Here is a 15423-nt window from a genome sequence, read left to right on the forward strand (position 1 = left end):
ACCTCCCGATCATGGACGAGCAGGCACTATATGAGCGCCATCCTTACCATAATGAACAATTCCTTTTGTCGTAGGCACAGTTAGGCCAGTATCTTTATCGACAAAGTTTCCAATAGGCTTACCAAAATCTATTCGCTCTTTAGAACCTGCTAAACCAACGTCTACCTTACCAACCTGCTGCCCAGTGCCTAATTTAGGCAGTAAAGATTGCGGATCAACAGTTAAGACACTCCGTTGACTTCCTGATGAAGCAGCTGCAGTTTTATACTCATTAGTACCTTCAATATGTTTGTTTTGCTGTCCTTTATTAATAGAAAACTTAGCGCCCCCACCACCTTTCAGTGGTTCGCCATTCTCATCAAGAACTTTGGCAGTGTTATTAAATAAAGGGTTAATGTCAATAATGTTGGCAGGTCGCAGGCCCAGTCGCTTCTCATCATCCTTGCTCAGCGAGTTATTCTCAGCCGCATTCTTCCCGGACTGCGCACCCGCTGCCGCAGACGACGTACTGTCTCCCGCCAGAGCGCCCGCCATTCCCGCGGACAGACTCGCCAGCATGCTGATGGTCTGCTTTTCCGCTTCGCTCAGCTCACTGACCTGCTTATCCGGGTACATCGCCTCCATTATCGCTTTCGCCGCCAGCTCCCCCGTGACAGCCCCTGCCGCTCCCGCCGCCGCGCTGTTTCCCTGCATCGCCGCTGCCGCGCCACCCAGTATCGCATGCGCTATCAGCGCCGCATCATCGCTTAATCCTGAATCATGACCAATAATATTCGCCAGGTACGGGGCCGATGCCCCCGCCAGCGCCGCGCCGGCATCTCCGCCCGCCAGCCCCTGAAGCGCTGCCGTCGCCGCCTGAATACCACGCTGAAAATCACTCCCTGTACCATATTCTGCCTGTGCATCACGCCAGGTCTGCGTCTCTTTCAGCTCTTCCGCCGTTTTATCCGGGTAAACCTTCCGCGCTTCCTCCAGCGCATTCAGCTCCCCCTGCGTCCGTGCGATATCTGCCGCCTGGCTGCCCATCTCCCCGATGAGGCTCACTTCCTGCAGCCGCTTCTGCTCTTTCTCTTTGTCAAAAATCGGGCTGATGCTGTCGTTCGCCTGTGCCGTATCACGGCTCAGACCCGCCACATCCTGCTGCTGATTCGCCGTGTCGCGAACCGTCACCGTTCCTGCCGCAACCGCCGCCTGCGTCGTCCCGTCCGCATGACCGCTGTTGCCCCCGACCGTAACCATCCCGACCGGCATGTTGCCTTTGAACCCGCCGCCCGTGTCTCCACCGCCAGCGCTCACGCTGGCTCCCGCATGGCTGACCGTAAAGTCCGCTTCGTTATGAATATCCCTGAAACCCAGCGTCCCTGTGTCCAGACTGTTTTTATCCGCCGTCGCCGTCGAAGCGATTACCGCGCCGTCCAGCTGCGTGTGCCCGCCCACCGTCACGTCAAATCCGCCGTCGCCGGCAAACAGCCCCGTCTGCTCCTGCACCGAGGCGTAGTCGCTCTTCATCTGGTCCTGGCTGGCGCTGATATAGCCTGAGCCGGACATGCTGCCGTAGGTAAAGCTGCCCCCGGCCGCCGCGCTGCTCTGCTTCGACCGGTAGTCATTGCTGTCCTGGGCACTGCTCATCCACAGGTCGCCACCGATGTCAGCCACCACGCGGTCACCGCTGACCTGCGCCCCGTTCAGGATGGCGTCACGCCCGCTGACCAGCGAAACCGTACCGCCGCTGTCCAGCGTGGTCTCCGTCCACGCCGTGCCGTTGCCCTTTTCACTGCCTTTTGCGCCGTTGACGTTGGCGAAGACGCTGATGCCGTAACTGTCTGCGTTGACGCCGATACCGACGCCCACCCCGCCCCCGCTGCTGCTGTTTGTGCCCGTCGTCTGCTGGGTGTTTGCCGCACCGCTCAGCACAATATCGTTCGCCGCCACCAGCGTGGTGTCCCCGCCCGCCTTTATCTGGCTGCCGCCGATCAGGATGTCGCCGCTGTTGCCGCTTTGGCCGCTGCCCGTCGCGGCGATAATCAGGTTATTCCCGGCATTCAGGGTGCTGCCCGTCACGGTATCCGTCTGAGTATGCTGTTCAGATTTGGCGCTCTGCGACGTCAGCGAGACGCTGATACCCAGCCCGCTGTCCGCTTTGTCGCTGGCCCGGGCAACCGCTGCCGCCTGCACCGCCTGCGCGCCAGAAAGCACCGCTTTGGTGGCCTGCAGCGCCGCCAGACGGTCATCGCTCTCCCCCTTCGCATCCTGTGAGGTTTGCACCGCGCTGTTTACTGCGCTACCTGCTGCACCTGACAGCGCCACCGTCAAGCCGCTGCTCTTCTGCTCAAACGTCTCATCGCGGGTACGTTTGTCATGGCCGGGCTCAATCACCACGCTGTCGCCGAGCACGGCAATATCTTTCTGTGCGATGATATCCGCGCCGCCGATGTGCACCTGCTGACCGGCGGTAATGCTGACGTTGCCGCCGGTTGACCCGACCGTGCTGAAGCTCTCGCTCTGGGTGGTGCCCTGCTCGCGCAAATCATGCGTGGTTTTACTGCTGCCGATGGAAAAACCGATGCCGCCTGTTCCCATCACGCCGCTTTTTTTCGTTTCTTTAAATCGCCATGCGGTGTCGGTATTGGTTGCGGCAATAATATCGACGTTGTTTCCGGCACCGAGCGCCACATCGCCATCACCGACGACGGCTGAGCCCTGTACCAGAATGTTGTTCCCGGCAGCTACAGTCACATTGTCACCGCTCAGCAACGCGCCTTTTTCACGCGTGGCGCTGTCCTCCTCAATCGTGTGAGTGGTCTTTTTATTGAGGAATCCTTTTTTGGTTTTGGTGGTTTCTTCGTAGTGGTAGTCACTTTCCGTCGCCGTAATGAGATTCACATCCCGGCCCGCCGCTACGCCGATATCCCCCTGAGCAATCACATCGGTTGCCTGCGCATTCACATCGCGCCCGGCGATAATGACCGTGTCGCCACCGCTGGCAACTTCCGTTCCCTGCTGGCGCACGGACTCATTGATGATGGTTTTTTTCTTCGCGCGGTAACTGTCGCCTTCGGCCGTGGCCTCGGCCAGCAAATTGACATCGCGTCCGGCCTGCAGACCCACATCATTTTCCGCCGCCAGGCCCGCCGCGTGGGCGTTAATATCCTGACCCGCGATCAGGACCAGGTTATCGCCCGCAGAAATAGTGGTGCGATCCAGCCCGGAACGGTGCGATTCACTGCCCCCGTCGCGGCTGTTCTCAAGCGTGGTGGCCGCATTCAGGTTGAGATCGTTACCCGCAGTCAGCACCGCACTACCGCCAGCGTTCACGTCGCTTGCCGTCAGGTTGAGATTATTCCCGGCATTGATGCCAAGGTCCCCTCCTGCGCTGATGCTGCTTCCCTGCCAGCCCTGTGATGAACGACTGGTCTCGTCAGTCCAGCGTCCGGCATGGCTCTGCGCATCGTTAATGTGATTCGCATTCACCGCAATATCTCCCGCGGCATTCATCTGCAGTGAATCGCCCGCCGAAAGCGTTGCGCCCGTGACGGTGATATTCTTGCCTGCCGAGAGCGACAGCCCATCCTGTGCGGTAATCGACGCCGTCGTGCCCAGCAGCGTGTCTTTAAAACTCACATTGCCGTATTTATCCCACGCATTGATGTCAATCTGCTCCACCTGCGTCAGGTTATTAATGCTGCCGTCGAGACTTGCCAGTTGAACCGTTTTTCCGCTAATAGCGGCGCTGATGTTATTGATATCACCAATAGCGCTCAGGTCGAGGTTGCCCCCGGCCTGCATCAGGCCATTGTTGAGATTGTTAATGCTATTCTGGCTATCGAGGGTCAGGGTGTTATTCGCCCGCAGCGTACTGCCGGTGTTAGTGATAGTGCCGCCTGCCAGTTGGACATTATTTCCAGAGATGACACTCCCGTTATTGACGGTGATATCCTTCGGCGACAGATAGAGCTTCGGTATCATCACCGTTTCGCCGTTGACGGTCGCCGCTTCCCACCACAGCATGCTCTGCTCAAGAGAGGAAATTTGCTCCGCCGTCAGGGCCACGCCAAATTTCAGCCCCAGCGACTGCTGTGCGCTGGCGGCGCTATCCATCAGATAACGCATTTGATCCAGATCGGAACCTATACCGTTGATATAACGGCTTCCTGTCTGATTCAGCATCGCATTACTGACGTAACGGGTATCGAACGCCGCGTCACCGAGAAAACGGTAATCGTATTCCGGATTCAGGTTGAGACGGTCCAGCATATACGCCGATCCGAGGAACTGATTTTGATCGGTATAGGCGCGGTTGGTTTCACGTGGGGCATCGCCAGGCGTAATCCCCAGCAGTACGTTCAACTCGGCAAACAGAGCCGGATCCAACTGCCCCAGGCCGTTAAGCTTAGGATTAATGTTGATCAGGTACGGGCTTTGCGGATCGTCAGAGACAACAAAGTAGCCGTTTTGACCAAAAGGCAATGGATACGCGCTGGTATCCACCGCTTCCCCCTGATTAATCTGGCTGTTCTTATCGGTAGAGACGGTGTCCAGCGTTGCATCCGCGACATTCCCGGCATCCAGCGTGCCACCGTTAATCTGCTGCAGGGCATCTTGCAGTTGATCGTTCCACTGCGGCGAATTAACGCTAACCGCTTCACTATCTGCCAGTGTCTGCTTTTGCACCCCGGCGTCGATGGTCTGGTTGCTGAGAGTATTCAGGGTTGGGGTAACGAGGGTATTTATCGCCCCACCCGCACTCGGGGTGGTTGTGGTATTGCTGATATCCTGCGAAAAATTAGCCAGAATTGTTCCGCCAGACTGAATAACAGCGCGGTATGCCGTTCCTCCAGAGGTTTCCTCCCGGTCATTACCCTGAGCGATATAGTGAATCGGGCCGCTATTATATCTATCCGCGTCTACCGAAGCGGCAGGGGTCTCCCAGGTAAAACCTGATTGCTCAGCAACATACGTCCGATAACGGGTGATTGTACCGTCAGTCCAGGACTGATTTTGCAGGATTGAACCGGAAAGGGACATATCCCCACCCGCAAGCAGCGTGCTGGCATTATTTTCCAGATGATCTGCCTGGATTACCATCCCGCGCGCGGCGCTGATGCGCCCGGCACCGCCGTTTGCGGAGACTGAAAGGGTAGAACGTGAAATAGCGATCTCTTTCGCAGGGCTGTTTTTCATCGCCAGGGGTATTGCGACATCGCTACAGTTTGGGCCTGCGCCGTGCCCTGGGCTACCGCCTCCGCTGCAGGATCGACTAACAACATAGCCGTAGTCAGTTCCCAGAATAAGTTCTGACAGAGGAATGTCGGCATATCCCTCATTCAGCCATGCATACTGTTGTGTCAGATCTTCAGTGTTACCATTACTTACCACCAGCCCGTCCCTCTGGTTCAGAAGATGTCCGGTTTTAATCGTGATATCGCCGCTCTGCGTCTCGATGGTGCCGGAGGTGTTGATGACCTCGCGGTTGGCATTTCCCGCCGCATCTTTCTGCATCCACAGGCTGTTGCCCGCAAGAATATCGCCGCGCTGATTGGTGATAGAGTCGGCATACAGCGCCATGTTATTTGCCGCATACAGCAGCGCCGTGTTGATGATCGCCCCCGGTGTATTGAGCGTGAGCGTTCCGCGCGTGCCGGTAAAACCGTCTACGGTAATAGTGTCGCGACTGGTGACCATGATGTCACCCCCACCCTGTACCGTTCCGGCGGCATTAAGCGCCACGTTGCTGCCGCTGAGGCTGCTCGTACCGCTGCCGGTGGTAATTTGCCCATTGTTGCTCAACTGCCCGCCTGCGGTCAGGTTTACCACCTGCCCCTGCATGACATTGCGGTTGTCGATGGCACCCTCGCTGTTAACAGTGAGCGTGTTGCCCGCAGCAAGCGTACTGTTGGCGGTGAACGCATTCACCAGTTTCAGCGTCAGATTACCCAGCGCAACCACCTGCCCGAAGGCGTCCAGAGATTGGCTATTGAGAGTCAAATCGCCACCGCTGAACAGTTTGCCAGCCGTATTCTGGCTCACCCGATCGGCATTAACGGTCAGTTGGGACGTTCCTAACACCGTACCGTTATTGGTCAACTGCTGGTAATTGAGCGTCAGTTGTCCCGCCTGCGTCGTCCCCTGGTTAGTGAACTGACTGCCCGTCAGCGTTGTGCTGTCAGCAAGCCAGTTCCCGTTGTTGGTGGCCGTTGCCGCATTCAGAATGAGATTTGTCGCCTGTAGCCAGCCCGCGCCGGAATACTGCGGCGTGTTGAGTCTCAACTCGGCGCCGGAAAGCAGTTGCCCCTCATTCAGCGCTCGGGTTGTGGCGTTAAGACGCGTGTTGCCGCCGCCCTGAATCACGCCGTAGTTAAACAGTATGGGCGTGGCAATCGTCAGTCCCTGACGGCTGACAATTTCACCACCCGCCAGGTTCGTCAGGTCACCGCTCAGCGCCAGCGTGGCGTCATTATCCCCCTGCAGGCGTCCGCCATTGGTTAACGCGCCGGACGTTATATTTAGCGTCGTCCCCTGAATGCTGCCCGCGTTAGCCACCGATGCCGCATTGAGATCCAATGCGCCGCCGGTGAGCATGCTGCCCGACGCCTGTTGGCTAACCGCGCCATTCATGGCTAACGTCAGGCCATTGACCCCGCTGATTGCCCCGGCGTTATCCAACGTTGTTCCGTTTAACGTCAAATGACTCGCCGCCCATTGCCCGTTATTCGTCAGGGATAGCGCCTGTAGCGTGGCATTGCCGAGGGCGGTGACTTTGCTGCCCTCGGCAGAAGTGAGATTTTTGACGAGCATAAGCTGTAGCGCGTCTGCGCTTTGGATTGCTCCGCTATTAATCAGCGACTGCGCATTGAGCAGAATCGACTGCCCCTGCCACGTTCCTGCGTTGGTCACATCCCCGGACGTCACTTTCAGCATTCCCTGAGTTAGCAGCGACCCGCCCGCCGCATTCATCAGTTCCTGCTGCGGGGCTGCCACCGTCAGGCTTTGCAGACCAATCAATACGCCCTGGTTATGAATACGATCCTGGCTTAGCGTCAGGGTATTTCCCTGTACCACCCCAGTGTTTGTAAGCTGCTGACCATCAAGCGTAATGTCACTTTCACTGAGGATGTTTCCGGCATTATTCAACTGCTGTGCAGCTAACGACATGGCTCCCTGACTCATCAATTCGCCCGGCAGGGCAAATCTGTTACTGATGTCAGCCGTCAGCGCACCAAGGCTGACCAACGAACCCGCGTGCTGCCAGTTATCAGACGTCACCGCGACCTGTTGTCCCTGTAACGTACCTTGCGTAATCATCGTACCGACATCAACGGTCAGCGCGCCGCCGCTCAGCGTCAGAGACGTCGTGCCCGTGCTAAGCGTATCGCCGCGTAAAGCCAGTCCGTTCGCGCCCTGCCACAAGCCATTGTTGCGCAGCGTCGTTGCCGCAAGCATGAGCGAATCCCCCACGATACGCCCGGCGCTGATCAGGTCGTTTGCGGCGAGCGAGAGTCCGCCGCCGCTTTGAATTTGTCCGACGTTGGTCAGTTGCCCGGTCAGTATCCCTTCCAGGCCACCTAACCCGTTGAGCACACCGCTGTTATTCAGCGCATCGGCTGCCAATGTAAGGGTATTCCCCTGCATCACCCCGGCGTGCTCTACCGTACCCGCGTTCACCGTCAGCGCATTACCGGTTAGCCATTGCCCCGTCGTCTCCGTCGTCAGAGCACCCGCAGAAATCAATGCGCTGTCATTCCCCTGAACCAGACCACCGTTCTGAACAGTGTTTCCGTCGAGAGTGATAGTATTCGCCACCAGCATGCCGCTATTTTCCAGCGTTTGCGCCGTGAGTTGCGCACTCTGGTGCGCGAGCAGACGCCCAGAATTATTTACCGCGTCGCGCAGTTGCAGCTCAAGCGTGTCGGCCTGAATGTCGCCAGCGTTAATCAACTGAAGACCACCAAGGCGCAGATCGCCATCGGTAGCAATAATCCCGTCGTTAGTCAGGTACGGAATATCCAGCGCCAGAGCGGTAAGGCTGTAGATCGTACCGCCGCTCAGGTTTTGCAGATTATCAGTATGCAAAGCCAACGCCGCGTTACCCTGCAGCAGGCCGCTGTTAGCAATATGCTGGCTGTCGAGACTGAGGTTGTCTGCCAACAGCGTGCCGTTTTGAGTGATTGTTTGCGCCACGTTCAGGTTCATCTGCGTGGCACTCGATTTTCCGTCATGGGTGAGGGTGTTTGCCATCACGGTCAGGTCATTTTTCGCCGCGTGGGTGCCGTTCAGATTTACCGTCTCGGCTTGCAGGGCGATATTCTTCCCACTTTGCACCTGAGCATCCGTGGCTGTAGAGATACGCTGGCCTTTAATCGTCAGCGTATCTGCCGCATTGAGCTGACCACTAAGATCAACATCACGCGTGGCGGCAATATCCAGCGATTTCCCCTGCATCACACCGCTGTTGGTCACGCTGCCGCCCTGAATACGGGAAGCATCCCCCGCACTCCATTGGCCGCTGTTACTCAGCGAATCCGCCTTCACACTCAGCTGTTTTCCGGCAGTGACCGTTCCCTGCGTGGCAACATGATTGCGCCCGGTCAGCGAAACATTTCCAGCGGCATCTATTTGCGCCGCACGCTGCTGGGCTATATCGCCGGCCGTCAGCACAATATCCTGACCCGCAGTAAGCGCACCGCCATTCTGCACCAGCGTTCCTTGCGCAGTAAGCTGCAGGTTTTTATCACTGACCAGGGCGCTACCAGTCAGGGCGATAGCACCCTGACTGGTGATGGATAAATTATCCCCCGCTTTATGATCGCCAGAAAGCGCAACCTCTTGCCCTTTCATGGAAACAGCCCCACTGGCCAGGCTGGACTTAACGGTTAATTTTCCATTTGCATCAAGCGTGATATCACCCTGACGGGCGTTCAGATTCCCGAGGTTGACCCCCAAACCTTTCTCGCTGGAAACCAGACGGATCCGGTTGGCATACATTCCGCCTAGCGCACCGGTATCTACCGCGATTTTCGGTACATCCCCTTCGCCTTGCAGTTGACTCACCTGCCCCTTCGCCGTTATGCGGTTAGCTCCGGCTATCACACTGAGATTTTTTGCATGCAGTGCCGCGTTAATTTCCGTGGCGCGGGCAATAATCGACACCGCATCGCTCTGGCTACCATCCAGCCCTTTGCCTTCGATGGTAATGCTGCCTTTGCTTACATCCAGCGACTGCAGATTACCGTTAGCATCTAACACCGGTTTACCGGTAGTCAGGGTGGCGTTAGGCGTGTTGATAAATCCGCACCCGTTACAGGTAATGCCATAAGGGTTGGCGACCATGACGTTGGCGGCTTTCCCCGCTACTTCGGTATAGCCCTGGAGCTGTGAACGGCTATTCCCGGTAACTTCGTTGATGATCCCTGTCGCTTCTTTTCCTGAACGCAGGTTCGGGTTGTTCTGGATAATGCCGCCAAGCTGGGTCTGATTTAATTGCCCGGTGGCGTTGTTAAGAATCAGCCCCTCTTTTCCCACGTTGTAGTCGTTATATTTGTTGTGTGAAATCCCGGACGCGTTCGGCGTAGCGATGTTCACTACCGGAACACCGTTGGCCGCCTTATCCATTTGCGTATTGCCGACAGGGGTGATGGTGGCGGCAATGGCCGGAAACAGCGGCTGCGTGGCCAACAGGGCGCTCAATACCCCACTAAGTACACGCTGAGAGAAACGAATCTGATCCTTTGTCATTATCCTGCTTCCTTAAAATGCCACGGCCACGCGGTAATAAATATTGAGATGATCCGGTGCCAGCCAGTCCGGGTACTTCACCGGCGTTCCAACGGTAAACTGACTGGAGAACCAGCGCCCTGAACTGGTTAATCCCAGCGCAGCGCCCCACAACGTGCCGGAGGCATAGCTATCAACGCCATCCTGTTTCAGCCAGCCGCCGTCGAATGCCGCCATCGCGCCAATCTGCCCAAATACCGGCAGCGTAAAGAGCGAATAATTCACTTCGTTGCGCCAGTAACCGCCGTTGTCCCCGGAAATGTATTGTTCTTTAAAGCCACGTACTGACGTTTCACCGCCCAGCGTCAGGCGCTCGCTGCCATAAAGGCGGTCCGGTGACCACTGAAAATAGACGCTGCTCAGCCACCACAGATTCTCTGTCAATGGGCGTTGAAAGCTGCCGCTAGCGCTCCATTTGCGAAATTCGGCCTTCGGGACATCACCCTGTTTATTATTGTCATTCTCTGCGCCAAACCACGGCACACCCTGGGTAAACGTGGGGTTAAGCGTGGCAACGCCGGAGGCGATTTTTTGCGTATGGTTGATACCCAGCGAAATACTGGAAAGCTTGCGGCTACTGGTTTCCAGCAGGACATCATTCAATTTGTTACGGTTAATTCGATGCGTCAGGCCCAGCGCTGCCGCGGTTTTGATATCACCATTGCGAAACAGCCCCCAGGTGCCGGTCAGACGATGGGTTTCGCTGTCGCCAGTTGAACGCCAGGCATAGCCATTGTTATCAATGGTGCTGAGGTAATTACTCCAGCTGTAGTTGTAATCAAATAGCCCGTAGCCGTAAGGAATGCTCACGCCCGCGGCAACGTTCTGCGCATCTTTACTGCTGGAAAAATCGCTGCTGCGCCCACCGCTGATAAACCATTTATCCGCCAGGCCGAACGGGTTATTGGCAAATAACGCCCCGCTCAGTTGCCCCGTTCCGGTACTCTTTTGCCCGCTGTTATCAAAACTGACTGAGCCAGTAAGCGGCGATTCAGGCGCAGCCGTCAGGTTTACTATCGAGAAGCCTTGTTGGCTGCCAGGTAAAATTTCTATTTCAACCGGCGTCTGGCGAACCCGGTTCAATTGCTCCATACCCTGTTCAATATCGCGCAGATTGAGAATCTTTCCTTCCAGCCCAGGAAAGGTCATTTTCAGCGTGCGTGACGGGACACCTTCGAGACGAATCTCCTGCAATTTTCCCTCAAGTACCGTAATGCGCAGCACACCGGAGGAGAGATCCTGCTCGGTTAAAAAAGCACGGCTGGTGATAAAACCGCGGCTGATGTACCAGTCAGAAATCGCGTTCGTCAGCGCCGTCAGGCGAGCGATGTCCAGACACTGATTTACCCACGGTGCGGTTAGTTTTCTGGCGGCTTTGGGTGATAACTGGCTTGCGCCCTCAATATCGATACGAGAGGTCGTAAAACAGGCCCCAGAGGGCGTGGCAGGAAGCGTTGCTTTTTCCGATTGAGGGAGGACAACGCTACGGCCTAACTCTTCGCGCTGACGCTGGTTCTCATCAAGTAATTGCTGCTGCTGTTGCTGAACTGAACTGCGATCGGCAGGTGATAAAGGCGCAGCGTGCCCCGTCATGGTCAATGACAGAGCCCACCCTGACAGTAAAAAAGTAATCCCGACGTCCCTGATCTTCACCCGCAGCCCCACTTTCCATAACCCATCATGGCTGTTAAAAAATGAGCAAACTAGGTTAAAAGGCACAAAATGTAAATAAATGACACAGTGATATTAAGTTTGTAACCGTTTTCCTATTGCTTTTTAGGAAAAGTGCCCGGCTTAAATATCAAGTTTTCACCTGGAGGGCTTTATTTTCCCAGCGATTGGCCCAATCCCATCGCTAGTCGCCCATTTGCCCACATTCATCTTCTGGACAACACTCCAGGATGACACCACTGACCCAACACGTGGAGCAAACACCATGAACATCACGCAAATCCGTAATGCCACACTGCACATCACCTTTGGCGGCAAGACCTTCCTCGTTGATCCAATGCTGGCCCCGAAAGGTGCGTATCCGGGTTTTGCCGGAACGGCGCGCGCAGAGATCCGCAATCCGACCGTGGAGCTGCCCGTTGACATCGACACCCTGCTTAACGTCGATGCGCTGATCGTCACCCATCTGCATGAAGATCACTGGGACGAGGTTGCCGCGCGCGTTGTGCCGAAAGACAAGCCGATCTACGTACAAAATGATCAGGATGCGCAGGTGCTGCGAGGACAGGGGTTCACCCAACTGAGCGTATTGACAGAAAATACCGCGCTGGGGGACATCACCCTGCGTAAAACCGGCGGCCAGCACGGGTCGGATCGCGCCTACGCCGTGCCGCAAATGGCAGAACGCCTGGGTGACGCCTGCGGAGTTATCTTCCAGCATACAGCAGAAAAAACGCTGTATCTGGTTGGCGATACTATCTGGCGCGATGAGGTAGAGGCCAATATGCAGACCTTCCAGCCTGATGTCGTGGTACTGAACGCCGGTTTTGCCCACGTCATCGGCTTTGGGCCGATCATTATGGGCGCGGAAGATGTGCTAAAAACCCACTTTGTGCTGCCTGAAGCGCAGATTGTGGCGACCCATATGGAAGCCATTAACCACTGCCTGCTGACGCGCGCTGCGCTAAAAGAATATGCGTTCGACAACCAGATTGCGCAATTCGTCAACGTGCCGGAAGATGGGGAAACCCTGACCTTTTAATGCCAATAGAGGAATCGTATGTGCCCGCTTACCGTCGCCATTGTCGCCGTGGAAGATTTCAGCCCGTTTCATTTTTCGGTGCCGTGCATAATTTTCAGTGACAAAATGGCGGCGAAAAAGCGCTTTGAGGTGCAGATATGCGCCGAAAATCCCGGCATCGTCTCTTCGCAGGATGGCTTCTCCGTCACCGCCTCTCACGGTTATGAGGCGGTGACGGCAGCCGATATTGTGGTGGTCCCCTACTGGGGCACTACCGGGCATCGCCCGCCGCAGGGTCTGCTCAATGCCCTCAATTGCGCGCGGCAAAACGGCGCACAGATTGTCGGGCTGTGTCTGGGCGCGTTTGTCCTCGGCTACGCGGGCCTGTTAGACGGAAAGCGGGCCGCGACGCACTGGGAATTTGAGCAAGATTTTCAGACGCGCTTCCCGGCGGCGCGTCTGGATATCAACGCCCTGTACGTTGATGACGACGGTATTATTACCTCGGCAGGTACCGCCGCCGCACTGGATTGCTGCTTGTACGTCATTCGCCAGCACTTTGGCAGCACGGTAGCGAACCAGATTGCCCGACGGATGATTGTGCCACCGCACCGCGAAGGGGGACAGGCGCAGTTTATTGAGCAGCCGGTGGCGAAAAATACCCAGGATCAGCGCATTAACACCCTGCTCGATTATTTACGCCAGCACCTCCATGAGCAGCATAACCTCGACACGCTGGCGCAGCGGGTGATGATGAGCCGTCGCACCCTAACCCGCCATTTTATGAAGGCCACCGGGTCAAGCGTGGCCGAATGGCTTATTACCGAGCGCCTGCGACGCAGCCAGGAGCTGCTGGAGTCCAGTTCGTTACCCGTCGAACGTATTGCTGAACAGGTCGGTTTTCTCTCTCCGGTCACCTGGCGCCAGCATTTTAAAGCCCACTTCGGCGTCAGCCCGGCTGAATGGCGCAAGACCTTCCGCGGCGCAGCGTAAACAGGCTCAGCCTCTTTTTTGCGCCAGCCACACCGTATGCCCGGTGCACTGTGGGTCTTCCATGATCACGTCAATGACCTCAAAGCCGTGCGCGGACAACAATGCACGGTACTCATCGGGCGCCAGGCTTGCATGAAACAGCGGCTCACCTTCAAATTGCCCCATTGCGATGCCGTTTCCGGTACCGCTGGTGAACATCAGCGCGCTGCCGGGATGACTGAGCTGGTCAAAGATCGGAAACATCCTGTGTTGGTCCTGCTGGGGTAAATGGAAAAAGCTGTCCCACGCAATCAGGCCATCAAAGGTGCCATCAAGCGCGAGCTCACGCATATCCTGCTCCAGCCAGCACTGGTCGGGAAAAGATTGCCGGGCGCGCGCCAGCATCGCCGCGGAACCATCCACTCCAGTTAGGTGAAAGCCTTGCCGGATAAAATACCCGGCAATCGGCTGACCGTTCCCACAGCCGATATCCACAATACTGCCCTTCCCGCCCATTACCGCGATGAACTTATCCAGCCACGGTTTTTCAAACAGCGTGCGTGAACGCTGGCTGGCAAAGGCATCAGCATGGCGTCGGTAGATAGACAGAATGTTCTGGGCCGCAGAGTCGCTCACGATTTCCTCACTGTTTTACTCGTTCTGCCATCATGTTAAGCATAAAGACGCCATGCCCGCTATCACGCGTCACTGGCCCTGGAATGCGCCTCGCAGAACCCAACCACAAATACGCCAAAACCCTACGTGCTGTGGCATGATAGCGCGTGGATAACGTAATGAAGGGTGAAGAATGTGAAACCGGTAACGCTATACGATGTGGCAGACCATGCAGGTGTCTCTTACCAGACCGTCTCGCGCGTCGTGAATCAGGCCAGCCACGTTTCCGCCAAAACCCGTCAGAAAGTTGAGGCCGCGATGGCGGAGCTCAATTACATCCCCAACCGCGTTGCCCAGCAGTTGGCCGGTAAACAAACGCCATTGATTGGCGTGGCGACGGCGAACCTTGCCCTGCACGCGCCCTCGCAAATCGTTGCGGCTATAAAATCCCGTGCCGACCAGTCCGGGGCCAGCGTGGTGATCGCCATGGTCGAGCGTAGCGGCGTAGACGCCTGCAAAGCAGCGGTGCATAACCTGCTCTCCCAGCGGGTGACTGGGCTTATCATCAACTATCCGCTGGATGAAGACGACGCAATTGCCGTCGCCGCCGCCTGCGGTACGGTACCGGTGCTGTTTCTGGACGTCTCTGACCAGTCGCCGGTTAACAGCGTGATTTTCTCCCATGATGACGGCGCACGCCTCGGCGTTGAGCACCTGGTCCAGCACGGGCATCAGCGTATCGCCCTGCTGGCCGGACCGCACAGCTCAGTCTCGGCGCGGTTACGGCATGCGGGCTGGCATAAGTATCTGGCGCACTATCAGCAGCAACCCGTCGCGGAACTGGAAGGCGACTGGAGCGCAATATCCGGCTTTACACAAACCATGCAGATGCTGAACGACGGCATCATCCCAACCGCCATGCTGGTTGCCAACGATCAAATGGCGCTGGGCGCGATGCGGGCCATCAGCGAGTCCGGCCTGCGGGTGGCGACCGATATCTCGGTGATTGGCTACGACGATACTGAAGACAGCTCCTGTTATATCCCGCCACTCACGACCATCAAGCAGGATTTTCCGACGCTCGGGCAAACCAGCGTCGATAAACTGCTGCAGCTTTCACAGGGGGGTGAGAGCCTCGGCAATCAACTCCTGCCGGTGACGCTGGTCGAGCGTAAAACGGTGCTGCCCCCGAACAGACAACAGGCAACGCCGCAGGCGCTGGCGGAGTCGCTGATGCAGCTGGCACGTCAGGTTTCTCGGCTGTAACGTTTCCACAGCGAGCGCTCACATCTGCTGTTACTGAGCTGAATTACTGTGAGTCAGCTCACTGATTACCCACCCCATCCTTTACAGGATAATCTCAATCCTCGTAT

Annotated in this window: 6 protein-coding genes; 3 read left to right on the plus strand and 3 right to left on the minus strand. The window is 56.7% G+C overall.

Annotated elements, in window-relative coordinates; genetic code table 11:
- Nucleotides 1-9: 9 nt before the first annotated feature.
- Nucleotides 10-9732, minus strand: coding sequence for a hemagglutinin repeat-containing protein (locus IB214_RS19040; RefSeq protein WP_188249408.1), 9723 nt, complete (start codon nt 9730-9732; stop codon nt 10-12).
- 12 nt (nt 9733-9744) lie between these two features.
- The gene (locus IB214_RS19045; protein ID WP_115259306.1) at nt 9745-11364 is read right to left on the minus strand and encodes a ShlB/FhaC/HecB family hemolysin secretion/activation protein; all 1620 of its coding nucleotides are present in this window, start codon (nt 11362-11364) and stop codon (nt 9745-9747) included.
- A gap of 343 nt (nt 11365-11707) precedes the next feature.
- On the opposite strand from IB214_RS19045, the gene IB214_RS19050 reads away from it, so the two are divergent.
- The gene (locus IB214_RS19050; RefSeq protein ID WP_115259307.1) at nt 11708-12484 is read left to right on the plus strand and encodes an MBL fold metallo-hydrolase; all 777 of its coding nucleotides are present in this window, start codon (nt 11708-11710) and stop codon (nt 12482-12484) included.
- Nucleotides 12485-12502: 18 nt separating this feature from the next.
- Nucleotides 12503-13456, plus strand: coding sequence for a helix-turn-helix domain-containing protein (locus tag IB214_RS19055; RefSeq protein ID WP_117342081.1), 954 nt, complete (start codon nt 12503-12505; stop codon nt 13454-13456).
- 6 nt (nt 13457-13462) lie between these two features.
- Here IB214_RS19055 and IB214_RS19060 read toward each other — a convergent pair whose 3' ends face one another.
- Nucleotides 13463-14071 carry a class I SAM-dependent methyltransferase gene (locus IB214_RS19060; protein ID WP_117342080.1) on the minus strand — a complete coding sequence of 203 codons (609 nt, stop codon included), beginning with the start codon at nt 14069-14071 and terminating at the stop codon, nt 13463-13465.
- Between the two features lie 174 nt (nt 14072-14245).
- On the opposite strand from IB214_RS19060, the gene IB214_RS19065 reads away from it, so the two are divergent.
- Entirely contained in the window at nt 14246-15316 is a 1071-nt protein-coding gene (locus IB214_RS19065) for a LacI family DNA-binding transcriptional regulator (protein ID WP_117342079.1), read from the plus strand.
- Nucleotides 15317-15423 lie beyond the last annotated feature (107 nt).

It is taken from the genome of Citrobacter sp. C1, assembly GCF_014596895.2.
Lineage (GTDB): Bacteria > Pseudomonadota > Gammaproteobacteria > Enterobacterales > Enterobacteriaceae > Citrobacter > Citrobacter gillenii.